We start from the raw sequence: 26,648 nt of genomic DNA, 5'->3' as shown, positions 1-26,648 counted from the left end.
GGGCGGCCTCAGCTTACACGACCTCGCACGCCAAGTGCACTGTCTGTGCCCAAAAGAACGGCTTCGCAGCAACGCCCTGCCCGCTATTTCATGTTATCGACCGTGCTTTTCCCCGTCTCAGCGCTCTTTTTCTGCAGATTTGACAGGGTCTCCTGCGCCTTTGCACGGCGGTCCTGGTTCGCTTTCAACTGCTGCTGGCGGGCGTCGGACATGGCATCCATGCTGCCCTTGCCTGGGGCCGCGCGCTGCTCGCTTGGTGGGCCCGGGGGCGACGTGGTCTGTTTGCCAGGCCCGCGATCGGGTGGCGCGCCCATGGCGGCCGCGTTGCCCGCAACGGCCAGCAGGAGCATGAGGGAAGCAAGCGAGGGGATGCGCATGATCGGTCCTTATCTAGCATGGGATGCAATGCAGTATCGCGCCACTGGCCCAAATGTTCAAATTAATTTGCACAATATAAGGCCGCCGTTCCCACGCCAGCCTACAGCACGGTCAGCGTATCGACATTGGCCAGATCGGCACCGGTCGACTTGAGGCTGATGGCATTGCCCGTGCCGCTGACGAGCGCCACCGGCACATCCTGCGTGACCCAGGTGGTCCAGCCCCCGCTGGGACGAAAGCTGATATTGCTGGTGCTGCCATTGACCACCAGCTGCCCGCTTCGGGCGCTGGCGCTGCCGTTGGCAAAGCGAATGCGCAAGGTCCGCATACCCCCACTTTTGCCGTTCACATTCGACATCGTCAAGCTGCCACCGCTGCGCGGAAAATTGACATAGCCGCTACCCTGCCAGCCCGCATAAGCCCGCTCGCGCACGGTGCCCGCCCCCGCCAGCAAGCCCGCCTCGGCCGGATACGCCACCGCCCCGATCAGGCTGCGGATGCCGAGCCGGTTTTCTTCGATGCCTTCGCTGACGAAGCGGGCCAGCTGCGCTGCGCCGTACTCCTGGAAGTGGGTAATGTCGTGCACGCCGTTGGGAAATTTGGCATACGCGCCTGGCGCCAGCCACAGAAAGACATCGGTCGTGGCAGCCACGCCAATTTGGCGGTAAAAGGCCAGGCTCTTGTCGTTCAGATCGATCAGCGCCACCTGCTTTTCCGCTGCCAGCTGCCGGATGGCGCTTACGCGGTCGACGAAATCGTTGATGAACCGGCCAGCACCATCGATATGGCGCCGCGCCATGGGGGTGACCAGCACCGGTACGGCGCCGGCGCCACGGGCTTGGTCGACATACTTGCCCAGATAGGTTTTGTAGGTGGTGAAGGGATCGGTATGCAGGCGCGGGTCGCTGTAATCGTCGTTATGACCGAACTGGACGAACAGATAGTCACCGGGCCGGATGGCCGTCACAATGGCGGCCAGGCGCCCTTCATCAACAAAGCTTTTGCTGCTGCGCCCGCCGATGGCGCGATTGCTGAAGCTGACCCCGGCCCCAAACAAGGCGGACAGACGGCCGCCCCAGCCCTGCTGTGGTGCATTGCCGCTGCCATAGCTCATGACAGTGGAGTCGCCCGCCAGATACACCACCGGCGCCGCCGCAGCTTGCAATGCCAGCGCGCCCAGACCGAAGGCCGCCCAAAGGCGGCAGACAATGCGATTCAACGCCTTGTTGTTGTTCATGAGGTGCTCTCCGGCTAAGTTGGATGGAACTGACCTTGACCATTAGCTCAGACTCGCCCCCGCCCGCACAGTTCAACCCCGCCCCTCACATCCTCAGCACCACTTTGCCGAACGGGCTTTCACTTAGACAGTCCAGCGCCTGCTCAGCCTGGTCTGCGGCAAACTGCGCAGCAATGACCGGCACGATGCGCTGCGCCTGCAGAAAGCTGGCCATGCGTTCGAACATGCTGCGCGAGCCCGTTTCAACGCCACGCAAGCGCAGGTTCTTGTTCATCACCGGGTAAATATCGAGCAAATTGCTTTGCTGCTGGACCACGCCAATCACGGCCACGGTGCCTTCGAAGGCCGCGGCCCGTACCGAGCGGCGCAGCGAATCGTCCAGCCCCATATCCAGCACCAGCCTGGCACCGGCACCTGCGGTCAGCGCCAGCACAGCCTGCTCCCAGTCGGGCGTCTGGCTGGTATTGATGGTGGCGGCAGCGCCCAGCGCATGCGCTTTCTCCAGCTTTTCCGGCGAACGCCCGACCACGATCACTCTCGCGCCCAGCGCCACGGCAAACTGAATGGCAAACAGTGCCACGCCGCCTGTCGTTTGCACCACGACCGTGTCCCCCGCACGCAGTGCGCCCAATTCAACGACCGCATGCCAGGCCGTTAGCGCAGCCACCGGCAAGGTCGCGGCCTGCGCGTCGCTCAGGTAGTCCGGCGAAGGCACCAGGGTACTTTCGTGCACATCAATGCTGCTGGCGAACACACCGGGCGCGCCGGCCGAAAAGGCGGCGGCCGACAGCGGACCATCGATCCAGGCGGGCAGTACCGTGGTAGAGGCGCGCGCGCCGGGCGTGAAGCGGGTGACGCCAGCCCCCACCGCGTCGATCGTGCCGGCCGCGTCGGTGAAAGGAATGCAGCCGTCCACGCGCGGCCGGGAAGCGTTGCCGCGCACAATGTACAGGTCGCGGAAATTGAGCGCGATGGCGCCGATGCGCAGCCGCACATATCCCGCCGGCAGGGGCTGTACAAGCTGCGCCTCACGCACCAGGCGGCCATTGGCGGTGCGATAAATGAAGTGTTCCATATTGATGCCCTCCTGATTGACAGGCATAGTATCGACTGGTGCTTGCATGAGCACAATCCACCTTGCAGGCAAAAGATTGTTGAACTGATGGCAAAAATACCCATGGATATGCTGAATGAAATGGCCGTCTTCGCCCAGGTTGTCGACAGCGGCAGCTTTTCCGCCGCAGCCAGGCAGGCCGGCACCACAACGTCGGCGGTCAGCCGCCAGGTGGCAAGGCTGGAAGAACACCTGGGAGCCAGGCTGTTGACGCGCACCACCCGCGCTCTGTCACTGACCGAGCTGGGCCAGCAGGTCTACGAGGCCAGCGTGCGCATGCTGGCCAGCGCGCGCGAAGCACAGGCCTTGGCCGGCAGTTACAGTGCCGGCCCGCGCGGCGTGCTGCGGGTCAGCGCACCGATTGTGTTCGGACAGACCTGGCTGGCGCCCAGGCTGCCGGGTTTTCTGGATGCCTGTCCCGACGTCGAGGTACGCCTGACGCTGACTGACCGGCAGATCGATCTGATTGAAGATGGGGTGGATCTGGCAATACGCATTGCGCCGACGCTGGCGCCGGGTCTGGCGTCGCGGCCCCTGTGCCGGTTTCGCTATGTGCTGGTGGCCGCCCCGGCTTACCTGCGCCAGCACGGCACGCCCCTCACACCGGGCGAACTGGCGGCGCACACATGCTGCCACCTCGGCTACGGCCGTTTCGGCAAACGCTGGACCTTCAGCGCCAAGGGGAAGCAGCTTGCGGTGGACGTGAGCGGCCGCGCCACCGTCAACAACAGTGCTGCCATGGTAGCGCTGGCCAGCGCCGGCGGCGGGATTTGCCTGGTGCCGGCGTTTGCTGCCCAGGATGCGCTGGCGCTGGGCCGGGTAGAACAAGTGCTGGCGGACTGGGACATCGAGGCGCCCTACACCGGCGCCGTGCATATGGTGTACACCCCGGGCCGCCACATGGCGCTCAAGATCCGCGCCTTTATCGACTACTTCGTGGCATCGGCCGAGGGTGATGCCGCTAGCGGCTTGCCAATACCGCAGGAGTGACGGGCATGCCCTTCCACACCATGGGTGTGTCGAGCAATTCGATCTTGCTGATCGCCTGACCACCCGGCACATTCACGACCCAGCGCGTGAAGCTGGCGCCCTTGAGTGGATCGCTTGCTGCTGCCGGGACCGGGTCGCTTGGCTTGAACCATTCGCGGAAGCCGCCCGACAGCACGCGGTGAATGGTGCTGCCGTCGGCGTAGCGCACACGCAAGGTGTAGTCGCAGCCGCTGGCATGGCAATACCAGGGATAGGTTCCCGTGTTGGCAGTAATGGCTTGCAGATCCTGAGCGCTGGTGGGATCGAACTGGGCGATCAGGTTGCCTGTGCGCGCAAGCGGCGGGTAAATCTGGGTCGCGCCGGTCGAGCCGGCGTAGCTCATGGTAATGCCAATCGCATACACGGGTACCCCGGTCTTGACTGGCAAGCCCTGGTTCAGCACCCCGTACAGCCCGCGGTTGGTGGTGCTGTTGGCCGCGACCGGCACACGCATACCAGCGATACCGTCCCAGCGGCTATAGCCGGTCGCCGACTTGGCATCGACGAAAATGCGCCCACCGTTGAACACGTGGTTGCCGCTGTTGTCGACCGTGGTATCGCCTTCGAACCAGTTCTGAATCTTGCCCACCGAGAAGTCAGCAAACATGGTGTACGCGTCGCCGCTCAACTGGTCGCCCGAGCCGCCCTGCATTGGATCCTGCTTGAAACAGCGGCCGCTGCCATCGACCTGGTGCGAGCTGGCGCAGCCGTTGTAACTGCTGGCACCCACCGGCACCAGCACATTGAGGAACAGTTTGCGCGCCAGATCATAGCCCCATGTCGAGCCTTTGACGGTGCCGGCTGTGTACGGGTAATAGCCGCTGTCAAACGCTTCGCCGGCATGGCCGAGGCTCAGGGCATGGCCCAGTTCATGAATCAGAATCCCGCCGGAAGCGTATTCGCCCACACCGGCGCCGCCGCCCACGATTGCCAGACCGCCGCCCGGCGCGTGGTACTTGCCACTGCCGGTATCGATCGGCAGCATGGGCGCGTAGTACAGGTTGTTGGTACTGCCTTCGCCATTGGCCGAACGGAATTTGCCGATCATGTCGAGCAATCCGGACATGGCGGCAAAGCCATCACGCTGCTGATCCATCGAGGTCAGCACATGCGCCGGCTGCATGACGCCCGCGGCATTGGCACGCGGTTCGATCACCAGGCTGGGCCAGTCCAGGCGCCCGATGGTGTCCACGTTCAAGCTGGTGACGGGCCACTTGGCAAACAGTTCGTTCAGGCGCGCCGCACTGGGCGACTTGGTGGTGGCAAACGGGAAGGTATTGCTGTCGTTGGCGCCAAACAGATACACGGGCAGGAAATGCAGGGCCACATCGCTGTTGGCGCCGACCAGCGGCTGGCGCGCCGCGCTGGCAGCGTAATTGGTGGCCACGAATTTGAGCGCTACACCAGGCACCAGCCAGGCACCGGGCAGCGTGGCTGACCAGCGGTCCTGCGCGTAGCGCGTGCCGCCAGCTTCGGTGAGCGGCAAACTGGACGGGGCCGACAGGGCCATGCTGCCCAGCAGGACATCCTGCTTCCACGCTTGCACCTGCGGCTGCTGGGCATCGGCCTGGCCCAACACGACCATCAACAGGGCTTCACGGCCGCCCACCAGGTGCAGCGATTGCCTGTCCTTGCTGGTGGTCCATGCCAGGCCTGCCTCGGGCATCACGTGGGTTTGCGCAAATTCGAGCTTGGAGACCAGCAGCGCGGACTGCGGCGTGCCAGGTGTGACGGGTGTGACGGGTGTGCCGGGCGTGCCTGGCGTGACCGGGGTCTCGGGCGTCACTGGCGTGCCCGGGGTGCCAGGTGTCGCAGGTGCCGTGGTGACCGGCGCCGGTGCCGCCGGGGCCGTGACGCCGCCGCCCGAGCCGCCACCGCAAGCGCTCAGGGCTGCACTCAGGCCAAGAGTGGCCACGGAAGTTACTACTGTTCTCAATTGCAAACGCATCAAATTCCTTAAGGTAATAATTGCTTGCTGGCATGCTATGGCAAGAATGCCATTTTGTCCAACATTGTTAAAACAATTATTTACCCGGGTGAATTCCGACCTGCGCGTTTACTTGTCCATGCCCAGTTTGCAATTGGCGGCAACGGCGCCATTGATCGTCACAATCTCGTTTTCGATGACGGTGTAGCGCACTTCCTCAAGACCGCTCATGGTGCGCAATTTCTGCGCAGCCTCGGTTTCGCACAGCTGCTTGACTTCCGTGACGGTCTGATTGTTGTTACCAATATAGGAGTGGCTGATCACGGTCGCCGTCTTGGCCTTCTTTTTCGCGTCCCACTTGGCCGCCAGAGACTGATAGGCGCTCTTGCTCACATCGGCCGTATCGCGGACCACGTTATCGAGCTTGATGGTAAAGCAGCCCGACAGAAGAATCGGCGCGATGATGCAGAGTGATTTGGTGATCAGTTTCATTAATTTGGCAGTCGAAGGAAAATAGCGCCGCCATTTTCGCCTCCGCGTGCCAAATGTGCAACTAAAATTGATGAATGGATAGGTTAAGCACGTCTGTTCAGGCTGATACCCTTGGGTACACATGCCAGCCATCAAAATCTTCCTTGCCCAGTGCAACACCGTGATGGCGCAGGATGGCGTAGGCCGCGGTCAGGTGAAAAAAGAAGTTCGGCAGCGCGTACTGGAACAGGAAGGCAGGACCTGGCAGGCTGACCAGCGCCTCACCGGCCCGGCTTTCGATCACACGCTGATCGGCCCCGTCGAAATCCGAGCGCGGCAACAGCGCCAGCGCGGCGGCAGCCTGGGCCACGCGTTCGTGCAGTACCTCGAACGAAGCAGGCGTGGGGCCATCGGAAGGCACAGCACGTCCCGCAAGCGGCAAGCAGACACGCAGCGGAAAACTGGCTGCGATCGCCACTTGCGACGCAAATGAATGCATGTCCGGCGCCAGCCGCGCGTCGAGCAGGCTGGCCGCGTTATCGTGGCGCTGGGCCAGCCGCAGCAACTGGGCAAGCTGCCCCAGATAACGCAGAAAAACAGGAACGGAGGCGTCGTAAAGTGCGACTGTCATGATGGGCCGCCTTTAGCGTAGCAGGTGCCGAAAGGTCGGCTCAATGTTTTTCGAATGCAGATGCTGCACGATGTCTTCCAGCGTCGCATCGGCCAGCAGCAAGCCGGGCGCACCGACCGCCTGCAGCGGCGTGGGCGGGGCGTCCCCTTTGCGCAGGCTCTGCAATGCTTCGCGCAAAGCAGCCGGGCTGATGCTGCCACAATGCTGCAGCAAGGCTGATTGCCCGGCCATGGGCGGCGCCACTTCAAGCCAGGGTTCATCCGCGAACGAGGCGCCCAGGTCAGGATGGATAAAGGCGGACCATTTCCCGGTCGCCGCGTCCATGCAGGGCGGCAGCGCGGCCGCTGTCCCAACCTGCTGCGGCGTCAGTTGCAACTCGGGACAATAAGCCGCCTGCAGCAGCATCAGTAATTCTTGCAGCAGCGTATGCGGCTGCGCAGTCTCGAACGACAGCCACAGGTCAAACCCATCGGTGCCGGAAATGCTGACGGCGGGCGCCGGCAGGCCAAGCGCCGTTTGCAAGGCATTCGCCACCTCGCACAGCAGCGTCCAGTGGCGTGCATCGCTGCTGCCAGGGGCCTTGCGAAACGGAATGACCAGCGCACGCGCACTGCCATCGGCTGCCGCCAACGGGACAGGTGCGCCGGCCTGATCGGCCATATGCTGTTGGAACGCATCGAGCGACAGCGTACCTGGCAACAGATACAGACGGCTCAGATCTGACAATAATTTTTGCACTTCATTCCCCGATGCGGATTCGCTGGCTTGGCAGTATGCCACTAAATCACGCTCCCGGCGGCGGTGCCGGCCAGTGCGGCCAGATGCCGCCGGATCGCAGCTGCCAGGATCGGGTCGGCGATCATGGCGCGCTCGTCATCGGTGCGCATCACCGTAAGAATGCCCGAGGCTGGCTCCACGATGTCCAGCGCCATCGTGCGCAAGATCTCGCGCAGGGCCAGATCGGCATGATGGGCGCGTGGGGCCGCGTTCAACAGTGCCACGCGCTTGCCGGCTGCCGGTTCGAAACTGACCAGCCAGTCAAGCGCGTTCTTGATGACCGCGGTGACGCCATGCCCATACTCCGGACTGGCGATGAGCAGCGCATCAGCCTGCGCTACCGCCGCATGCAGCGCCCGGACCGGATCGGGCATGTTGACTTCCAGATCCGGATTAAACAAGGGCAAGGCGCCTACACCATCAAAGATCGTGAGCGTCATGCCTTCGGGGGCCAGCGCCTGCGCGGCGCGCAGCAAGGCCGAATTGATCGACGCCTTGCGCAGGCTGCCGCTGATACCCAATACTTTCATGGCGCTTCATCTTTCGCATCAAGGTCTACCGCTGCGATTTTAGCGCAAGGAAATTTCGTGCGCGAGCCGGCGCCCGCTCAGCCAGGCAGCTTCCACGTTGACGCCACCGAGCCAGTCGCCACACAAGCCCAGCGCGAGCTTCGGGTCCCAGTCAAATACCTCCGCGCGCGGCGTTGCCGGGGTCGCGTAGAGCCAGCGGTGGGCCTGCCACTGCACAGGCGCGGCGGCGCCCAACTCGGCAAAAGCTGGCAGCAGCTGCGCTGCCACAGTAACGGGATCGGCGTCGATATGTGCCGTGCTCCAGGCCGCGCTGGCGTGCAGGACCCAGCTCTCGCTCCCGCTGCGGCCCGGCTTGGCACTGTCGCGCGCTGCCCAGCACAGCGCACCGGCTGCCAGCTGCGCCGCGTCGAAGCCAAGCGCCTGCGGCTGCGCATATTGCAGCATCAGAGCCCAGCACGGCGCCATAGTCACACTGGCCGCCAGTGCGCCTTGCCGCGGTGCGACTGCATGCAGCAGCTGTGCGGCTTGCGGCGCTGGCAACGCAATGACCAGCGCGTCAAAACGGCAGCCCGACAGCGCCTCGCCCTGCCCCAGCAAGCGCCAGCTGGTGCCGTCGCGCTGCACCGCGCTGACCGTCTGGCCGCTGTACAGCGCCAGCGACGAGGCCAGCATGCGGGCCGGCGCCGACATGCCGGGTGTGCCGACAAAACGCTCGGCAGCGTCGCCACGGGTCACCCGGCCGGCGGCATCAATCTGGCGCAGTTCCGGATACCAGGGCGCGGCCACGCCGGCCCGCTCCCAGCGCGCCACCTCAGCCCGAAAACCGGGGTCGTCAGCGGTAAAGAAACGTGCGCCGTGGTCGCACTGCCAGCTGTCGCCACGGCGGGTGCTCATGCGCCCACCGGGGCCACGGCTTTTGTCGAACACGCTGACACGGTAGCCCGCGTGCTGCAACGCGGTGGCGCACGACAGGCCGGCAATGCCGGCACCAACAACAGCAATATGCAATGGTTCAATCATGATGCACAAACAAATGTAAAACCTTATAAGCCAGGCGGCAGCGGCAAACCGTCCGCACGCGCCAGCCGTTCCAACGCGTCTTCCAGCAAGACCCGGGCGGCGCCGGCGGTCTGCTTGAGTTCTTCATGCAGCACGGCGTCTTCCGGGGTGCGCTGCGCGCACTGGCTGCTGTAACGTTCGAAACTGTTCAGTAAAAGCAGGATCTCGGACAGGTGGCGCGGACAGTCGCAATGAATGCTGTTGCGGGCGGCGCTGAGGACAGCCAGGGAATGATCGTCAAAGCGTCGCGCTGGTGCCGGCGCCACGGGTGGCGCTGGCGGCCGTCTGGCCTGGACCGGCAACGCCGTCTGGCACAGCAAAACGATTTCGGCGGCGTCACCCGGCGCACGCGCCACCAGACAGCCGAGCGTGCGCAGCTGCCGAATCACGGCACTGGCGCAAAAGCGGTACAGCACCACGACCGCAGCGTCGCACTGCTGGCGCAAAGCTGCGATGGCAGGCATGGCGCGCTCGTCCAGTTCGGCCACTTCCAGCAGCAGCACGTCCATGTCGACATGGGCAAACGCCGCTGCGGCCGTATCCAGATCGGCGCATTCGGCCACCACCTCGAGCCCAGGTACCTCTTGCCCTGCCACCCGCTGCGCCAGCGGCAGGCCGACCAGCGCCACGCGCACCGGGCGCGCTGGGGCGGCCGGATCGGGACGCGTGGGCAATGTGCTCAGTTGATCCGGCGGCAGGTGCGCGAGCGCGCCAATGGCGTGGCCCTGGTCGACCAGCTGTTTCATCAAGCGCAGGCGCGCCACTTGCGCGTCCGAATACAGGCGCTGGCCGTGCTCGGATCGGACCGCATTGGAAATGCCGTAGCGGCGCTCCCACACGCGCAAGGTTTCGACTGACAGGCCGGCCAGGCGCGCGGCAGTGCCGCTGCGGTAGCGGCCGGCTTCGGAGGCGTAGATGTTTTCCGGCATTTTTGACCCGCTTGTGAACCGTGTAATTGCGATTATAGTGTAGCCGAGGCCCATGAAATTCAATCGAACGCGGCATTATCGGGACAATTCCGGGTCAATCCCCACCACATCGCCCTCGCGAAGGCGGGGGCCTATGCCACTTAACCGAAGTAGTACACGTGCTATAGGCCCCCGCCTTCGCGAGGGCGATGGGGTGGCGGCGGACATGAAAAAGGCTCCCGAAGGAGCCTGTTTTGCTTGCCGCCTGCCCGCGTCAGCGCTTTTGTTCGAACAAAGCGGGATAGGCCAGACCAGCGAGTGCGGCGCCAATGAGCGGCGCCAGCCAGAACAGCCACAGCTGCATCACATACTCGCCACCCGCAAACAGGGCCTGACTGGTGCTGCGCGCCGGATTGACCGAGGTGTTCGTCACCGGAATGCTGATCAGGTGAATCAGCGTCAGGCATAAGCCAATCGCAATCGGGGCGAAGCCAGCGGGCGCGCGCCCATCGGTGGCGCCCAGAATCACCATCAGGAACACAAAGGTCATCACGATCTCGCACACCAGCGCGGCCACAATGGTGTATTTGCCAGGCGACAGATCGGCGTAGCCATTGGCGGCAACGCCACCCACGTCAAAACCCGGCTTACCGCTCGCGATCAGGTACAGCACGCCAGCGGCAATGCAGGCCCCCGCGACTTGCGCCAGCCAGTAAGGCAGCACCTCGCCTTTTGGGAAACGCCCGGCCGTGCACAAACCCAGGGTCACCGCAGGATTCAGATGGCAGCCCGAGATATGGCCGATGGCAAACGCCATCGTCAGCACCGTCAGACCGAAGGCCAGCGCGACGCCGTGAAATCCGATTCCCAGACCGGGAAACCCGGCCGCCAGTACAGCACTGCCGCAACCGCCGAGCACCAGCCAGAACGTGCCCAGACTTTCTGCCGCCAACCGCCTCGCTAATTGCATCTGAATCTCCTCAAGTGGGTTTTGATGACTTCACGGGAAAGCGCATGCCGAAACAGTTGCGAAAAGAAGACTGCTGCAACTGGGCAATACTAAACCAGAAAGGCCATCAAAATGCCATTTGAATAAGATTTAATGCAATTTACCTTAGCGCTTGAGCTGGGCCAGATCACGCACCGCGCCGCGGTCCGCCGAAGTGGTCAGCGCCGCGTACGCCTGCAGCGCCTGCGAAACGTAGCGTTCACGGTCCAGCGGCTGCCAGGCCTTGTCCCCGCGCGCCTGCATGGCGGCGCGCCGGTGGGCCAGCTCTTCGGTGCTGACGCGCAGATTGACGGTGCGCTCCGGGATATCGATATCGATCATGTCGCCCTCTTCCACCAGGCCGATGGCGCCGCCTTCAGCTGCCTCCGGCGAGGCGTGGCCAATCACCAGGCCGGACGAACCACCCGAGAAGCGCCCGTCGGTAAACAACGCACACGCCTTGCCCAGGCCTTTGGATTTGATGTACGAGGTGGGGTACAGCATTTCCTGCATGCCCGGTCCGCCTTTGGGGCCTTCGTAGCGGATGATGACGACATCGCCTTCGTGCACGGTGTCGCCCAGAATGGCTTCGACCGCCGCGTCCTGGCTTTCAAACACGCGCGCCTTGCCGCTGAATTTCAGGATGCTTTCGTCCACGCCGGCAGTCTTGACGATGCAGCCGTTTTCGGCCAGGTTACCGTACAGGACGGCCAGCCCGCCATCCTGCGAATAGGCGTGTGCCTTGTCGCGAATGCAGCCGGTGCTGCGATCGAGGTCGAGCGCCTGAAAACGCTCCGACTGCGAAAACGCCGTCTGGGTCGGCACGCCACCTGGCGCGGCGCGGAACAGCTGGTGCACCGCCGGATCGTCGCTGCGGGTAATGTCATTGCGCTCAATCGCCTCGCCCAGGGTCGGCGCATGCACGCTGTAGACCGAAGTGTCGAGCAGGCCGGCGCGCGCCAGTTCGCCCAGAATGGCGGTAATGCCGCCAGCGCGGTGCACGTCTTCGATGTGATACTTGTCGGTCATGGGCGCCACCTTGCACAGGCAAGGCACCTTGCGCGAAATGCGGTCGATATCTGCCATCTTGAACTCGACCCCTGCTTCGTGCGCGGCAGCGAGCAAGTGCAGCACCGTGTTGGTGGAACCGCCCATCGACACGTCCAGCGCCATCGCGTTTTCAAACGCGGCCTTGGTGGCGATATTGCGCGGCAGGACAGTCGCATCATCCTGTTCGTAATAGCGCTTGGCCAATTCCACCACCAGGCGCCCGGCGCGCAGGAACAGCTCCTTGCGGTCCGAATGCGTTGCCAGAATGGTGCCATTGCCCGGCAGGGACAGGCCCAGCGCCTCGGTCAGGCAGTTCATGGAATTGGCGGTAAACATGCCCGAGCAGGAACCGCAGGTCGGACAGGCGGAACGCTCGATCTCGGCCACGTCGGCATCACTCACGGTGCTGTCGCCGGCCTTGATCATGGCGTCCACCAGATCAAGCTTGATGATTTTCTTCTGGCCGTCGACCACTTTGAGCACCTTGCCCGCCTCCATCGGCCCGCCCGATACAAACACCACCGGTATATTCAGACGCATGGCAGCCATCAGCATGCCCGGCGTGATTTTGTCGCAGTTGGAGATGCACACCATCGCATCCGCGCAATGCGCGTTGACCATGTACTCGACCGAATCGGCGATCAGGTCGCGCGAAGGCAGCGAATACAGCATGCCGCCGTGGCCCATCGCAATGCCGTCATCGACGGCGATGGTGTTGAATTCCTTGGCCACACCGCCAGCTGCCTCGATCTCGCGCGCGACCAGCTGGCCCAGGTCCTTCAGGTGGACATGGCCGGGTACGAACTGCGTGAACGAATTGACGACCGCGACGATTGGCTTGTCAAAGTCACCATCCTTCATGCCAGTGGCGCGCCACAAGGCGCGCGCGCCTGCCATATTACGGCCGTGGGTGGTGGTGCGTGAACGGTAAGTTGGCATGGTGTCTCCTGCAGCAGCATAAAAATGGAGCCATCAGTGTGCCTCCTTGGCCACCAGTTGTCCAATATATGATTTAATGGTCTGTAATACTCCATGCATATCACAGAGCCATGTCATCTCACATCGAACTGCGCCAGTTGCGCTACTTTGTCACCGTCGCCGAAGAGCTCCATTTTGGCCGGGCTGCCGCCCGTCTGCAGATGACCCAGCCGCCGCTGTCGCAAACCATCTTCGCGCTCGAGGAACTGCTGGGCGCAGCGCTGTTCGACCGCAACCGACGCGGCGTTGCACTCACTGCGGCCGGCGCGGCATTGCTGCCGGAGGCGCGCCGCCTGTTGACCCAGGCCGGGGAACTGCCGGCGCTGGCGCAACGGGCGGCATTGGGCGAGTCAGGCAAGCTGGCCCTGGCTTTTGTATCGTCGGCCGACTACAGCGTGTTGCCGCCCTTCCTGCGCGCTTACCGGGCGGCCTACCCGCATGTGCAGATCACGCTTCAGGAAGCGACCTCGGATCTGCAGCTCGACGAACTGCTTAACGGCCGCATCGACGCTGGCCTGTTGATCCCGCCGCTGCCGGACAAGGCCAGGGCCGCGCTGGACTACCTGCCGGTGCTGAGCGAGCCGCTGATCCTGGCCGCGCCCGCCGGACTGCGCGCACTGCGCGGCAAGCGCGAAGCGGACCTGCGCACCTTGCTGGCGCTACCGCTGATCATCTTCCCGCGCGCCATCTCGCCCGGCCTGTACGATGCCATTCTGGCCGTGTTCCGCAGCGCCGGCATCACGCCCGTGATTGGCCAGGAAGCGATCCAGATGCAAACCATCGTCAGCCTTGTATCGGCTGGCATGGGGATCGCACTGGTACCGCAGTCCGTCAGCAATTTGCGCCGCCCGGGTGTGCAATATTATCCGCTGGCGCACGCCACGCCGCAGGTAGAGACGGGGTTGGCCTGGCGCCGCGATAATGCTTCGCCGGTGCTCAAAGGGTTCCTCGATCTGATGCGTAAAACCCTGTAAGCACAGGCGGGCGCATTCGATTAAGATACCCGCTCCACGGCAGCCCAATTGTGGCCGCCGCTTACCAATCCGCATCACGCGCCCCTGGAGTGACGAATGAACGACAACCTGTTTGCAGCCTTGCGTGCCAGCTTTCCTGCCGACCTGGATAGCGTCGCCATCGAAACCGATGATGGCCTGTGCTATTCGTGGCGCGATCTGGAGCGTGGCACGGCAATGATGGCTGTGCTGCTTGAATCGCTTGCATTGGCCCCAGGCGCGCGCATCGCCATGCAGGCCGAGAAATCGGTGGAAGCCTTGATGCTGTACCTCGCGACCCTGCGCGCGGGCTATGTTTTCCTGCCGCTCAATACGGCCTACCGCCAGACCGAAATGGAACACTTCCTCAGCGACGCCACGCCCGCCGTCGTCGTCTGCAGCAGCGCCAATCTGGATTGGATCAGCCGGATCGCCCGCCAGCATGGCGCGGAGCATGTATTCACCCTGGATGACAAGCGCAGCGGAACGCTGTTGGACCAGGCAGCACAATGCGCCGACCAGCACACGGCAGCGGCGCGCAAGAGCGACGACCTGGCCGTCATTCTGTACACCAGCGGCACCACCGGGCGCAGCAAGGGGGCAATGCTCACCCACGGCAACATGTTGAGCAATGCGCGCGTACTGAAACACTACTGGGGCTGGCAGCGCGGCGACGTGCTGATCCACGCCCTGCCGATCTTCCATATTCATGGTCTGTTCGTGGCGGTGCACGGCGCGCTGCTCAACGGCAGCAAGATGATCTGGTTTGCCAAATTCGATCCCAAGGGCGTGCTGGCCCGACTGCCTGAGGCAACCGTTTTCATGGGCGTGCCGACCTTGTATGTGCGCCTGCTTGCCGAACCTGGTCTCGACACCACGGCGGCGCGCAACATGCGCCTGTTCATTTCGGGATCGGCACCGCTGCTGCTGGAAACCTTCCGCCAGTGGACAGAGCGCACCGGCCACACCATCCTGGAGCGCTACGGCATGAGCGAAACGGTCATGCTGACGTCGAATCCATACAGCGGGGGCGAGCGGCGTGGCGGCACGGTTGGTCTCCCTCTGCCCGGCGTCTCGCTGCGCGTCAGCGATGAACGCGGCATTTCGCTTCCGCCAGGTGCGATTGGCGGCATCGAAGTCAAGGGGCCGAATGTATTCAGCGGCTACTGGCAGATGCCCGAAAAGACCAAGGAGGAATTCACGGCAGACGGCTATTTCAAGACCGGCGATGTGGGCAAGGTCGATGCCGACGGCTACGTCACCATTGTCGGGCGTAGCAAGGATTTGATTATCAGCGGTGGCTACAACGTGTACCCCGCCGAGATTGAAGGCTATATCAATAACCTCCCCGGCGTGGCCGAAAGTGCCGTCGTGGGGGTGCCGGATGCCGATTTTGGCGAAGTCGGCGTGGCCATCATCGTTCCCAAGCCGGGCGCGCAGCCCGACCCTGCCGCCATCCTGTCGTCGCTCAAGGCCATGCTGGCCAACTTCAAGATCCCCAAGCGCTGCCACGTTGTGCCTGAACTGCCGCGCAACACCATGGGTAAGGTGCAAAAGAATGTCCTGCGTGAGCGTTACGCAGCACCCGGCTGAGCAAACCGCATACTCTACGTTGCGAACACGTCCTTTGCCGCAAACAGGCCGTTGAGGGCAGCAGGAAAGCCGGCATACACGGCCATCTGCATGATCACTTCCACGATTTCCTGTTCCGAGCAACCGACGTTGCGCGCGCCGTGAATGTGCACCTTCAATTGCGGCGCAGCGTTGCCCAGCGCCGTCAGCGCCGCCACAACCGCCAGTTCGCGTGTCTTCAGGTCCAGCCCCGGGCGCGAATAGATATCCCCGAAGGGAAATTCAATAATCATCCGCGCAAAGTCGGGCGCGATATCACGCAGGCTGTCGATGACGTTTTCGCCTGCCTTGCCATCGACTTCCTTGAGCTTGGCCCAGCCCCGCAGGTAGCGTTCGTTGTCCATGTTTGATCCTTTCAGCATGTGGAGCGGCCAATGTAGCGGGCGGCGGCGCACGTTTCCAATACCATTTTTGTGATACCTTTTCGGTATGAACGAATCGATCGATTTGCGCCAGTTCCGCTACTTTGTGGCGGTATGTGAAGAACGTCACTTTGGACGCGCGGCACTGCGCCTGCATATCTCCCAGCCGCCGTTAAGCAGGCAAATCCGGCAACTGGAAGAACAGCTGGGCGTCCAGCTATTCACACGCCACAAGGCCGGGGTGACACTGACCGAAGCGGGTGCTGCCTTCCTGCCTGAAGTCCGGCGCACTTTGGCCCAGGCCGAAAAGGCGGTCGCGGTGGCCCAACATGCCAAGGGCGCAGCGGGCGGCCAGTTTGTGGTGGGCTACACGACAGTGTTCGACCGCAGCGTGATGCCCGACGTGTTCGAAGCGCTGCGCCTGCAGTTCCCGCAGTGGCGCTTCGGTATCAAAGGCAAACATTCGATCAGTCTGGTACGCGACATCAAAAACGGCGCGATGGATGCCGCCTTCATCGGCTTGCATACCGATGCCCAGGGGCTGACGGTGGAAACGATTCTGGAAGAGCCCTTGGTAGTCGCTTTGCCCGCGCAGCATCCCCTGGCAAAAAAACGCAAGGTTGGCTTCGACGCTCTGCACGATGAAGCCCTGTTCTGGTTCGAGCGGCGCCTCAATCCCGGTTATTACGACTACTGTGAATCGCATTTCGACCGCATCAACTTCAAACCGCACAAGCTTGCGGAACCGGCCGACCATCACATTCTTCTGGGCTTGATCGCGGAGAACAAGGGCGTCGCGCTGATACCCGCATCCCTGCAAGCAATCAAACGCAACGGTGTCGTATTCCGCCCTCTCAAGGAAGACGGCCGCCCGCTGCGCGTGGGACTCGCTGTGGCTTTTGCCAGTTCAAATGCGTCCCCCATCCTGCCGCATTTTCTTGCGTTGGTTCGGGCTGCAAAACAGCCATGACCAATTCCTTGCGCCGCTCATGGCGCAAGCATTTGCACCACGACCTTTCCCTTGGCACGCCCGCCCTCCAGATACGCAATCGCCTCCTTCGCTTGCGCGAACGGGAATACTCGGTCAACAACCGGACGGATATGCGACGCTTCAATCAGAGTGGCGATGTGAGCCAGCTGACTGCCATCAGCGCGCACAAACAGGAACGAATACGAGGCATCGCGCGCTCTGGCCCGGCCGATGATCTTGCGGCTCAATAGGCCAAACACAAACCGCAAGACGACGTTCATCCCGCGCGCCCGCGCAAAGGCGGCAGTCGGCGGGCCGATCAACGACACGACCGCGCTCCCGGCCTTAACGATCCGGAGCGCTTTTTCCAGCCCGTCACCCTTGACCGTGCCAAGCACCACGTCGTACCCGCTCAGCACATCTTCAAAGGCCTGGCTCTTGTAGTCGACCACCTCGTCTGCGCCCAGGCTGCGCACCAGCGCCAGATTGGCCGTGCTGGTGGTGGTGCCAACCGTCGCACCCAGATGCTTCGCAAGCTGAATGGCAAACGTTCCTATACCACCCGAACCCGCGGGGATGAAGACTTTCTGGCCAGGCTTGACCTGCGCGCGCTCCTTCAACGCCTGCCATGACGTCAGGCCAACCATCGGGATGGAGGCGGCTTGCACGAAATCGAGCTTGGCCGGCTTGAGCGCCGCTGCGTGTTCGGGCACGGCGACATACTCTGCCAGCGCACCAAAGCCCAGGTCAAAGGTACTGGCATACACCGCGTCGCCTACCTTGAAGCGGGTGACCGCACTGCCGACCGATGTGACCACGCCGGCCAGATCGCTGCCCAAGGTGGCAGGCAAGCCCAGTTTGATGATGGGCTTGAAATCACCTTTCGCGATCATGTAGTCGATCGGATTGAGGCCAGCCGCATGCACCTGCACCAAAATCTCGTTCGGTTCAATGCGTGGTCCGGCAATGTCGGCGAATTCAATCCCGCCGGCGCCCGCGTAACGTTCCAAAACCAGTGCTTTCATGTCGACTTCCTTAGTGCGAATAGTAAAATATGATGATCATCATATCTTTGCCCGACAACTTTGCCAACCATTTTTCCCCGGCGCGGTAACCATATCAACTTGATAAGCCTCCTGCCCCTCCTTGCACCAAAGGACAATATACGCCCGCCTCGTTTGTGCCTACAGTGCAATCATCTTCCACGCACGGCAACGAAAGGCCCGCATGCAAACGACTACCCAAACCGCCGATACCATTCTCGAATTTCTGAGTTTTCGGCTTGGCGCCGAAGAATACGGTGTCGACATCCAGCAAGTGCAGGAACTGCGCCCCTACACCGCCGTGACCAGCATCGCCAATTGCCCCGATCACGTCAAAGGCGTGATTCACCTGCGCGGCGTGATCGTGCCCATCATTGACCTGCGCATCAAGTTCAAACTGCCCGACCCGGTGTATGACCAGTTCACAGTGGTGGTCATCCTGGTGGTCAACGGCGCGCAGATTGGCGTGGTCGTCGACAGCGTGTCCGAAGTACTTGCGCTCACGCCCGATCAGATCAAGCCCGTGCCGGCGATCAGCGCCGGCAGCTATGCCGAGTTCGTGACCGGCATCGGGACGCTGGACCAGCGCATGCTGATCCTGGTTGACATTGCCCAGCCCGTAGCCGGCGCCGATGCGGTGGACCTGGACAGTCTGGCGGCTTGATGAACGACGCTGCGATGGCCACCGGCGGCTCTGACGCTACCCAGGGCACAGCGCGCGCCAGCCATGTGCGGCGCCTGCTATGCCTGGCCATTTGCACGGCCATCGTGGCGATTATCGTCACGTCGGTGCTTACCCTGCTCTATCTGCGCCGCTACGCCGAGGAACGGGTAGCGGTCACCACGCGCAATCTGGCCGGCTCGGTTGTGCTGACCATCGATGGGGTGGTCGACTCAATCGACCTGTCGCTGTTGGCCACCAGCGACGAAATCGCGCGCCAGCGTGCCAGCGGCACCATCGACGCGCGCGCTGTCAACCAGTTCATGCTGCGCCAGCAGGAACGCCTGCACGTGGTGCCGACCCTCGTGGCCAGCAATGCGCGCGGTGACGTCATTTTTGGCCAGTTGCCCGTCTTTCCGCCGCTGAATCTGTCCCAGCGCAGCTACTTCGCAGCGCTTGCCGTGCGTCCCCAGCGTGCGCTCTATATGAACGAACCCGTATTGGGGCGTCTGAGCCAGCGCTGGATCTGGCCGTTCGCGCGCCGTCTCGATCTGCCCGACGGCCGCTTTGGCGGCGTGGTCACGGGCGCGCTCGATACCACCCAGCTCGGCACCATGCTGGAAAAAATCGAACTCCAGCCCGGTGCCAGCATTGTGCTGCGCGATGCCCACTTCAAGGCCATTGCCTGGCGCAGCGGTCAGGCTGGCACGCTGAAGCTGGCCGTTGGCGACAGCCGCCTGTCGCCGGAACTGCAGCAGGCACTCAAGCGCGATGCCGCGCGCGGCACCTACACCACCAGCCGCTCGGCCCAAAGTGGTGCGACCACCACCTTTTCCTACGAGCGCAGCAGCAAATACGGTTTCTATGTATGGGTCGGCGAATCGAACCAGCACGCCATGGCCGGCTGGATGCGCCAGGTAGGGATCATCGCTGGCCTGACGGCCGCGTTCATCATGCTGTCGCTGGGCTTTTTGGCGGTCGCCGGCCAGGCAGCCCGGCGGCGCGCACGCGACCTGCAGGCAATCGAAGAGGGGCACGCCTCGCTGCGCGACGCCCGTCAGATCGCCGATCTGGAACGCCAGCGCGCGCAGGACGAGATCAGCCGCCTGGCCTGGTTCGACGAATTGACTGGCCTTCCCAACCGGCGCCTGCTGCTGGAGCGCGTTGCCGCTGCGATGGACGCCAGCGTCCCCGGCATGCAGCACGGCGCCTTGCTGCTGATTGACCTGGACCATTTCAAGGTCTTGAACGACACCCAGGGCCACGAGCGGGGCGACTTGCTGCTCAAGGCCGTGGCCCAGCGTTTGCACGCCTGCCTGAATGGCGCGGACCAGGTAGCCCGCATGGGCGGCGACGAGTTTGCCGTGCTGGCCACCGGGCTCTCGTCCGATCCGGCCGAGGCTCAGCGCCAGGTGGCCGCCCGGGCGGAAACGGTGCGCGCCGCATTGGCTGGCACCTACGAAATCGAGGCCTTCCCCTATCTCAGTTCACCCAGCATTGGGATTTCCCTGTTTCGTGGCCAGCTGCACAGCGTTGATGAACTGGTGCAGCGTGCCGACACGGCCATGTACCAGGCCAAGGCAGCCGGGCGTAACACCGTGCGCTTTTTCGACCCGGCCACGCAGGCGGCCGTGGCCGCACGTCTGGCCCTGGAGCAGGATTTGCGCCTGGCGCTCGAGCAGCAGCAATTCCTGCTGCACTACCAGGTGCAGATCGATTCGCATGGGCAGGTGCGCGGTGCGGAAGTGCTGGTGCGCTGGCAGCATCCGAAACGCGGCATGGTCTCGCCCGGCGAATTCATTCCGCTGGCCGAGTCCAGCGGCCTGATTCTGCCGCTGGGCCACTGGGTGCTGGAGACAGCATGTGCTCAGCTGGCGGCGTGGACTGACGACCCTGTCGCAGGCAAGCTCAGCCTGGCTGTCAACGTCAGCGCCAGCCAGTTCAGCCAGCCCGATTTTGTCGACCAGGTGCTGGCGGTGCTGGCGCGCAGCGGCGCCCATCCCGCCCGTCTGAAACTGGAACTGACCGAAGGCATGCTGCTCGAGCACACCGACCTGGTCATCGAAACCATCAACGCCCTCAAGCAGGCTGGCATCGGTATTTCGCTCGACGATTTCGGTACCGGCTATTCCTCGCTGTCCTACCTGAAACGCCTGCCCCTGAACCAGCTCAAGATCGACCAGACCTTTGTGCGCGAACTGCCAGCCCCAAGCGACATGGCCATTGTGCGCACCATCGTCGCGCTGGGCCAGAGCCTGGGCATGGAAGTCATTGCCGAGGGGGTGGAAACGGTGGCGCAGCGCGATGCGCTGGCGGCCGCCGGCTGCCATGTCTACCAGGGCTATTTGTTCGGCAAGCCCGTGCCCGTGGCGCGCTTTGAAGAAGCCCTGCGCATGGCCAGCGCGGCAAGCACCCCAACTTTGCTGGAGACGCCATGAATTTCGACGAACCAACCTTGCTCACCGTGCTGGGCCTGGCCTCGCTGACGGCTGGCGCCATGTTTGCCACCTTGTACCGGGTAGCGCGGCAAATGCCGGGTGTGCTGCTGTGGGCGATCGGCTGCTGCTGCATTGGCCTGGCCACCATGGTCGACGGCCCGCGCCTGATCGAAGACTGGCGCGTGGCCTCGCTGCTGTTTAACATCCCGGTCGCTGTTGGCCAGGTGTGCATTTTGGCCGGCACCATGCAGTTCTGCGGCCGGCCCGGCGCCATGCGCGCGCTGTGGCTGCTGTCGGCCATTGTGGTGGTGGTCACGATCGTATTCACTTTGCTGGTACCCGACACGGCCTGGCGCATTGGCGCGCTGTCGACCCATCAAACCGTGGTCAATGCCTGGACTGCCTGGATCCTCTGGACCAGCCAGGAAAAGCTGGCCCGGCGCGTTTTTCAGGTCGCAGCTGCCACGGTGGCCCTGCAGGCTTGCGCGGGCCTGGTCCAGGGCATTCTGATTGTCGGCAGCGCCGCGCCGGTGTCGTACGGTGCGCCCCAGCTGCCGCTGGCCAATCTGGTCAGCGCTGCCGGCGCCATTCTCAATACCCTGATTGGCAACTGGGCCCTGTTCCTGCTGATCATGCTGCGCCTGGTGGGTGAAGTACGCGCCATGGCCGGGCGCGACGCGCTCACGGGCTTGCTGAACCGGCGCGGCCTGCGCCAGCATCTCGATCCGCTGCTGGCACGCGGGCCAGACGGCGGGCAGACACTGGGTGTGCTGCTGCTCGACATTGATTATTTCAAGGCCATCAACGACACCCACGGTCACGAGATGGGCGACAAGGTGCTGGTGGTGATGGGTCAGGTGCTGGCCTCGGTCAAACTGCCTAATGCCGCCGCTTGCCGCTGGGGTGGCGAAGAATTTTGCATCGTCCTCGACAATCCCGCACCGGCCGCGGCCCTGGCCCTGGCCGAACGCGTCCGGGCGCACTTTCACCGCAACAGCGCCAGTATCGATGGTCTGGGCGATGGCGCCAGCGTCAGCGCCGGCCTGGCCATCATGCCGCAGCAGCCTGGGTTTGAAATGGCGGCCCTGATTGCGCGCGCCGACAGCGCCCTCTACCGCGCCAAGGAAAGCGGACGCGACCGCGTTTGCCAGGCGACACCGGCCCCGGCCTGCGCGCTTGCCTAAGCCTGCCTTAGCGGGCAGAATGTGTCGTTATGGACACAACCCTCAGCGGCGTGACAATTCATATCGTCGACGATGACGATGCCTTGCGCACGGCCCTGGGCCGGCTGCTGAGCGCGGCGGGCTATGCGGTTGCCCAGCACGCCTCGGCAGCGAGCTTCCTGGCCGCGCCGCCCGCCCCGGGCCCCGGTGCCATTCTGCTGGATGTCCACATGCCCGGGCTGTCGGGCCTGCAGTTGCAGGATTACCTGGTCGGCATCCACCACCGCCTGCCGATCGTCTTTTTAAGTGGCGGCGCCAACATCGCCATGAGCGTGCGCGCCATCAAGGCCGAGGCCGAGGACTTTCTGGCCAAACCGGTCGCCAGCGAACAGCTGTTTGAAGCGGTCGAACGCGCCGTGGCCCGTTGCCGTCTCGACGCGCAGTCCATCGGCGAGCTGCAAGCCATGCAGGCGCGCATGGCGCAGCTGACCCCGCGCGAGCAGCAGGTATTCGCCCTGGTCGTGCAAGGCCTGCTCAACAAACAGATTGCCGACCAGCTTGGCAATACGGAACGCACCGTCAAGGAACACCGGCGCAGCGTGATGGAAAAAATGCAAGTTGACTCCCTGGCGGAGCTGGTGATGGCCGCGTCACGCCTTGGTGTGCTCAAAGCCGCCTGAGGACCTGTACCAAAGTACCAGTTACAAAAGGCTTGCAGGCGCATACAGTTCGTTATCGGAACTGTTGCCTCAGGTCAAAAATGTCATCTTCCCCGCACCGCATTGCTCTGGTCGAAAACGACCTGCCCACCAACCGCGCACTGGCGCGGCTGCTGCGTGCGCACGGCTACGCGGTCGATGCCTTTGTCTCGGCGGAACAACTGCTGACACTGGCGCCGGGCGCCACCTTCGACTGCCTGCTGCTGGACATTGACCTCGACGGCATGTCCGGGCTGGCATTGCAGGAAATGCTGGTCCACCAGGGTGACCGCACCCCCGTCATCTTCATTACCGGACGCGACCATCCGGAAGCGCGCCAGCGCGCGACCCGGCTTGGCTGCAGCAGCTTTTTGTGCAAACCGGTCAGTTCAGCCCTGCTGGTGGCAGCCATCCGCAGCGCCACCGCCGGCCTTCCCCTCCATTAAACCCTCACTTTGCCCTTCGCTTTCCATCAGGAGAACACCATGTTAAAGAATATTGCCATCAAAACCCGCCTGATTGCCATCATCGGCTTCCTGCTGTCGTGCAGCCTGCTGATCGGCGTGGGCGGGCTGAATGCCCTCAGTTCGGTCAACGCCTCGCTCAAAACCGTCTATGAAGACCGGCTGGTGGCCATGGGCGACCTGGACCGCGTGATTCGGCTGGTCAATCGCCACCAGCTGATGCTGGCCAAGGCATTGACGGACGATCCGGCCAAAAACGCGGCGCAGATGGATTCCCTGGAAAAGGACATCGAGGCGGGCGACAAGGTCGTTGCGGCCTACAACGCGACCTTCTTGACGGATAAAGAAAAGAATCTGGCGGCCGATTTCACGGCCAAACGTATCGCCTTCCTGAAAGACGGCGTGCGCCCCACCATCGCTGCAGTGCGGGCCGGCGATCTGGCTGCCGCCACCAAAATGGTACATGGCACCATGGATCATCTGTATAGCGAAGCGCGGGTGCCGATGAGCGCCTTGATCGAACTGCAGCAGGACGTCGGCAAAGAGGAATACCTCTCGTCCCAGGAGCACTTCCAGAGCTTCCGCGCGGTCGCCATTGGCGCCATCGTGCTGGCCATGCTGCTGGGCGCGGCAGGCGGCATGTGGCTGATCGTGTCGATCACCGTGCCGCTGGGCGTGGCCATCAAGGTCGCTGACCAGATCGCTGCGGGCAATCTGGCCCAGGACATTCGCGTCGATTCAACCAATGAACTGGGTCGCATGCTGGGCGCACTGCGTGACATGGTCAAAGCGTTGACCGCCACCGTGGGCGAGGTGCGCAACAGCAGTGACACCATTGCCACGGCGTCCAGCGAAATCGCCGCAGGCAACCTGGACCTGTCCTCGCGCACCGAACAACAGGCTGCCAGCCTGGAGGAAACCGCTTCGTCGATGGAAGAACTTACCTCGACCGTCAAGCAAAATGCCGACAATGCCCGCAGCGCCAACGCCCTGGTGGGCAGCGCCACGGCGCACGCCACGGAAGGCGGCGCCGCCGTGGGCAAGGTGATCGAGACCATGGGCCTGATCAAGGAAAGCTCGCGCAAGATGAACGAGATTATCGCCGTGATCGACGGAATCGCCTTCCAGACCAATATCCTGGCGCTGAATGCCGCCGTGGAAGCAGCCCGCGCCGGCGAACAAGGACGCGGCTTTGCCGTCGTGGCGACCGAAGTGCGCAGCCTGGCCCAGCGCTCGGCCAACGCCGCCAAAGAAATCAAGGTCCTGATCAACGACTCGGTGGAAAAGGCCAACACCGGTGGCGTGCTGGTGAACGACGCCGGCGCGACGATCGAAAAAGTGATGGTGTCGGTACGCCAGGTGTCTGACATCATGAGCGAAATTGCGGCCGCCAGCGAAGAGCAAAGCGCCGGCATCGAGCAGATCAACCAGGCCGTGGTGCAAATGGATGAGGTAACCCAGCAGAACGCGGCGCTGGTCGAAGAATCGGCCGCCGCGGCTGCCAGCTTGCAGGAGCAGGCGGCGGCGCTGGCGCGCACCGTCAGTATTTTCGTTTTGCCTGGCAACGCCCAGCAAGGCTTCGCCGTGGCAGCCGCAGCACCAAGCCCGGCAGCAAAGCCCGCCGCCAAGGCCCCAGCCAAGCGCTTGCCGGCACCACGCCCTGCCCGCCTGGCCCAGGCTGCCAGCGGTGGCGACTGGACCAGTTTTTAAGCGGGACGGTCCGGATTGAGTTCCATGCCGTTGTCGTTTATGATCTGTGACAATTGGTATGGAACAAACAACCACACCGGAGGCCCCGCGCCGATGATGCCTGACGTGCCGCACCCGCTCGACGACGGCGGCGACATCCTCGTGGTGGAGGATACGCCCGCCTCGCTGCGTCTGTTGACCTCCCTGCTGGAAAAGGCCGGCTACCGGGTGCGCGAAGCGCCCGATGGTGAACTGGCCCTGTGGAGTGCCAAGGCACGTTCTCCTGAACTGATTTTGCTCGATGTGCGCATGCCCGGCATGGATGGCTACCAGGTTTGCCGCGCCCTCAAGCAGCACGCCGCCTTGCGCGATGTGCCAGTGATTTTCCTGTCGGCCTTTGATGACACCGACGACAAGCTGCGCGGCTTTGAATCCGGAGGCGTCGACTTTATCTCCAAACCGTACAATTTCCTTGAAGTTAAAGCGCGTGTGGCGGCCCAGCTCAAGCTGGCGCGCCTGCAAAAGTTGCTGGCGTGGCAGAACGACAACCTGCAGCAACTGGTCGAGACCAAGGCGGGCGAATTGGCACGCGCCGAGCTGGCGTTGATGAGCGAACGCCAGCAGCGCGACCTTGCCGAGCGCGAAGCGCAGCAGCGCCTGGCCGAGATTGCCCACATGAACCGCAATGCCAGTGCCAGCGTGTGCAGCGCGGCCCTGGTGCACGAGTTGAACCAGCCGCTCGCCGCGATTCTGAGCAATGCGGAAGCAGCCGAACTGTTTCTGCGCATGACGCCACCGCCCCTCGATGAAGTGGCGGAAATCCTGGCAGATATCCGGCGCGACGACTTGCGCGCGAGCGACCTGATCCAGCGCATGCGGGCCACCTTGCGCAAATCCGACGCTGTCGCTGTCGAGCTTGATCTTGGTACGCTGGTCGGCGCCACGGTGGACCTGTTGGCGGCCGAAGCACGCGGCCGACAGATCACGCTGCAACACGAGCACACCGCGCTCGCGCTGCCGGTGGCGGCCGACCCGGTTCAGCTGCAGCAAGTCATGGTCAATCTCCTGCTCAACGGAATGGATGCGATGCAGCACAGCGCGCCGCCGCGCGTGCTGCACATTGGCGCCAGCTTGCTGGGCACCCAGGAAGTGCAGGTACAGGTGCGCGACCATGGCTGCGGCTTTGGCGGCAATCACGAACGTGCCTTCGAATCGTTTTACAGCACCAAGCCAAACGGCATGGGACTGGGCTTGTCGATTTCGCACGGCATCATTACTGCCGCCGGCGGACAAGCCTGGGCCAGCGACCATCCCGATGGCGGCGCCGTTGTCAGTTTCAGCCTGCCTTTGCTGACGGCCCACCCGTGAAGCGGATCGCCACAAGCACGAGTCACCGCACTACATCGCCCTCGCGCAGGCGGGGGCCTATTCCACCCATCCGAATGCGGCAGCGTGGCAT

The 26,648-nt window shown here is 63.3% G+C and carries 25 protein-coding genes; 11 read left to right on the top strand and 14 right to left on the bottom strand.

The annotated features are described in order from the left end of the window. Positions 1-83 precede the first annotated feature (83 nt). The 3 genes from BUC24_RS06800 to BUC24_RS06790 form a co-directional block, all read right to left on the bottom strand. Complete coding sequence (locus tag BUC24_RS06800; protein ID WP_143167408.1) at positions 84-377, bottom strand: hypothetical protein; 294 nt, start codon at positions 375-377, stop codon at positions 84-86. A gap of 101 nt (positions 378-478) precedes the next feature. Then, a complete protein-coding gene (locus BUC24_RS26885) occupies positions 479-1,615 on the bottom strand; it encodes a GDSL-type esterase/lipase family protein (protein WP_073213313.1) in 1,137 nt (378 codons plus the stop codon). A gap of 85 nt (positions 1,616-1,700) precedes the next feature. Next, entirely contained in the window at positions 1,701-2,738 is a 1,038-nt protein-coding gene (locus tag BUC24_RS06790) for a zinc-dependent alcohol dehydrogenase family protein (protein WP_083598740.1), read from the bottom strand. Positions 2,739-2,792: 54 nt separating this feature from the next. Here BUC24_RS06790 and BUC24_RS06785 point away from each other — a divergent pair, with 54 nt between their 5' ends. Continuing rightward, positions 2,793-3,719: a LysR family transcriptional regulator gene (locus BUC24_RS06785; protein ID WP_229448058.1), complete on the top strand. Its 927-nt coding sequence runs from the start codon at positions 2,793-2,795 to the stop codon at positions 3,717-3,719. On the opposite strand, the gene BUC24_RS06780 is transcribed toward BUC24_RS06785, so the two are convergent. The 9 genes from BUC24_RS06780 to ilvD all read right to left on the bottom strand — a co-directional run bounded on the left by BUC24_RS06780 (position 3,691) and on the right by ilvD (position 13,038). Beyond that, positions 3,691-5,673 (bottom strand): M66 family metalloprotease, encoded by a 1,983-nt coding sequence (locus tag BUC24_RS06780; RefSeq protein ID WP_178372490.1) that lies wholly within the window; start codon positions 5,671-5,673, stop codon positions 3,691-3,693. The genes BUC24_RS06785 and BUC24_RS06780 overlap by 29 nt on opposite strands. Before the next feature lie 141 nt (positions 5,674-5,814). Continuing rightward, positions 5,815-6,177: a hypothetical protein gene (locus BUC24_RS06775; protein WP_073213311.1), complete on the bottom strand. Its 363-nt coding sequence runs from the start codon at positions 6,175-6,177 to the stop codon at positions 5,815-5,817. Between the two features lie 97 nt (positions 6,178-6,274). Next, entirely contained in the window at positions 6,275-6,787 is a 513-nt protein-coding gene (locus BUC24_RS06770; protein WP_073213310.1) for a DUF1993 domain-containing protein, read from the bottom strand. Positions 6,788-6,799: 12 nt separating this feature from the next. After that, positions 6,800-7,525 (bottom strand): hypothetical protein, encoded by a 726-nt coding sequence (locus BUC24_RS06765; protein WP_073214874.1) that lies wholly within the window; start codon positions 7,523-7,525, stop codon positions 6,800-6,802. A 41-nt stretch (positions 7,526-7,566) separates the two neighbouring features. After that, complete coding sequence (locus tag BUC24_RS06760; protein ID WP_073213309.1) at positions 7,567-8,094, bottom strand: NADPH-dependent FMN reductase; 528 nt, start codon at positions 8,092-8,094, stop codon at positions 7,567-7,569. A gap of 39 nt (positions 8,095-8,133) precedes the next feature. After that, positions 8,134-9,114: an NAD(P)/FAD-dependent oxidoreductase gene (locus BUC24_RS06755; protein WP_073213308.1), complete on the bottom strand. Its 981-nt coding sequence runs from the start codon at positions 9,112-9,114 to the stop codon at positions 8,134-8,136. Between the two features lie 23 nt (positions 9,115-9,137). Further along, on the bottom strand, positions 9,138-10,082 hold the full coding sequence (locus BUC24_RS06750) for a MerR family transcriptional regulator (protein ID WP_073213307.1): 945 nt from the start codon (positions 10,080-10,082) through the stop codon (positions 9,138-9,140). Between the two features lie 253 nt (positions 10,083-10,335). Next, positions 10,336-11,031, bottom strand: coding sequence for an aquaporin Z (aqpZ, locus tag BUC24_RS06745; protein ID WP_073213306.1), 696 nt, complete (start codon positions 11,029-11,031; stop codon positions 10,336-10,338). 144 nt (positions 11,032-11,175) lie between these two features. Further along, positions 11,176-13,038 carry a dihydroxy-acid dehydratase gene (gene ilvD, locus BUC24_RS06740; protein ID WP_073213305.1) on the bottom strand — a complete coding sequence of 621 codons (1,863 nt, stop codon included), beginning with the start codon at positions 13,036-13,038 and terminating at the stop codon, positions 11,176-11,178. 110 nt (positions 13,039-13,148) lie between these two features. Between ilvD and BUC24_RS06735 the strand changes: the two genes are divergently transcribed. Together BUC24_RS06735 and BUC24_RS06730 are read left to right on the top strand one after the other, a co-directional pair. Next, complete coding sequence (locus BUC24_RS06735) at positions 13,149-14,051, top strand: LysR family transcriptional regulator (protein WP_073213304.1); 903 nt, start codon at positions 13,149-13,151, stop codon at positions 14,049-14,051. Between the two features lie 96 nt (positions 14,052-14,147). Beyond that, positions 14,148-15,662: a malonate--CoA ligase gene (locus tag BUC24_RS06730; protein ID WP_073213303.1), complete on the top strand. Its 1,515-nt coding sequence runs from the start codon at positions 14,148-14,150 to the stop codon at positions 15,660-15,662. Positions 15,663-15,676: 14 nt separating this feature from the next. Here the strand turns inward: BUC24_RS06730 and BUC24_RS06725 are convergent, their stop codons facing one another. After that, on the bottom strand, positions 15,677-16,045 hold the full coding sequence (locus BUC24_RS06725; protein ID WP_073214871.1) for a carboxymuconolactone decarboxylase family protein: 369 nt from the start codon (positions 16,043-16,045) through the stop codon (positions 15,677-15,679). An 85-nt stretch (positions 16,046-16,130) separates the two neighbouring features. Here BUC24_RS06725 and BUC24_RS06720 point away from each other — a divergent pair, with 85 nt between their 5' ends. Next, positions 16,131-17,033, top strand: coding sequence for a LysR family transcriptional regulator (locus tag BUC24_RS06720; protein ID WP_073213302.1), 903 nt, complete (start codon positions 16,131-16,133; stop codon positions 17,031-17,033). A 17-nt stretch (positions 17,034-17,050) separates the two neighbouring features. Here BUC24_RS06720 and BUC24_RS06715 read toward each other — a convergent pair whose 3' ends face one another. Beyond that, positions 17,051-18,058 (bottom strand): NADP-dependent oxidoreductase, encoded by a 1,008-nt coding sequence (locus tag BUC24_RS06715; protein WP_073213301.1) that lies wholly within the window; start codon positions 18,056-18,058, stop codon positions 17,051-17,053. 202 nt (positions 18,059-18,260) lie between these two features. Here BUC24_RS06715 and BUC24_RS06710 point away from each other — a divergent pair, with 202 nt between their 5' ends. The 7 genes from BUC24_RS06710 to BUC24_RS06680 all read left to right on the top strand — a co-directional run bounded on the left by BUC24_RS06710 (position 18,261) and on the right by BUC24_RS06680 (position 26,557). Next, the gene (locus BUC24_RS06710) at positions 18,261-18,740 is read left to right on the top strand and encodes a chemotaxis protein CheW (RefSeq protein WP_073213300.1); all 480 of its coding nucleotides are present in this window, start codon (positions 18,261-18,263) and stop codon (positions 18,738-18,740) included. Further along, complete coding sequence (locus BUC24_RS06705; RefSeq protein ID WP_073213299.1) at positions 18,740-21,175, top strand: bifunctional diguanylate cyclase/phosphodiesterase; 2,436 nt, start codon at positions 18,740-18,742, stop codon at positions 21,173-21,175. Before BUC24_RS06710 ends, BUC24_RS06705 begins: the two co-directional genes overlap by 1 nt. Then, positions 21,172-22,359 carry a GGDEF domain-containing protein gene (locus tag BUC24_RS06700; RefSeq protein WP_073213298.1) on the top strand — a complete coding sequence of 396 codons (1,188 nt, stop codon included), beginning with the start codon at positions 21,172-21,174 and terminating at the stop codon, positions 22,357-22,359. The genes BUC24_RS06705 and BUC24_RS06700 overlap by 4 nt, the downstream gene beginning before the upstream one ends. A 29-nt stretch (positions 22,360-22,388) precedes the next feature. Continuing rightward, positions 22,389-23,018: a response regulator transcription factor gene (locus BUC24_RS06695; protein ID WP_073213297.1), complete on the top strand. Its 630-nt coding sequence runs from the start codon at positions 22,389-22,391 to the stop codon at positions 23,016-23,018. An 80-nt stretch (positions 23,019-23,098) separates the two neighbouring features. Then, positions 23,099-23,482, top strand: a complete 384-nt coding sequence (locus tag BUC24_RS06690; RefSeq protein WP_073213296.1) for a response regulator — start codon at positions 23,099-23,101, stop codon at positions 23,480-23,482. Positions 23,483-23,521: 39 nt separating this feature from the next. After that, a complete protein-coding gene (locus BUC24_RS27490) occupies positions 23,522-25,210 on the top strand; it encodes a methyl-accepting chemotaxis protein (RefSeq protein WP_073213295.1) in 1,689 nt (562 codons plus the stop codon). A gap of 93 nt (positions 25,211-25,303) precedes the next feature. Continuing rightward, positions 25,304-26,557 carry a hybrid sensor histidine kinase/response regulator gene (locus BUC24_RS06680; protein ID WP_073213294.1) on the top strand — a complete coding sequence of 418 codons (1,254 nt, stop codon included), beginning with the start codon at positions 25,304-25,306 and terminating at the stop codon, positions 26,555-26,557. Positions 26,558-26,648 lie beyond the last annotated feature (91 nt).

This window comes from Massilia sp. CF038, assembly GCF_900129765.1.
GTDB lineage: Bacteria > Pseudomonadota > Gammaproteobacteria > Burkholderiales > Burkholderiaceae_D > Telluria_A.
This window is presented reverse-complemented; position numbering and strand designations above follow the sequence as displayed.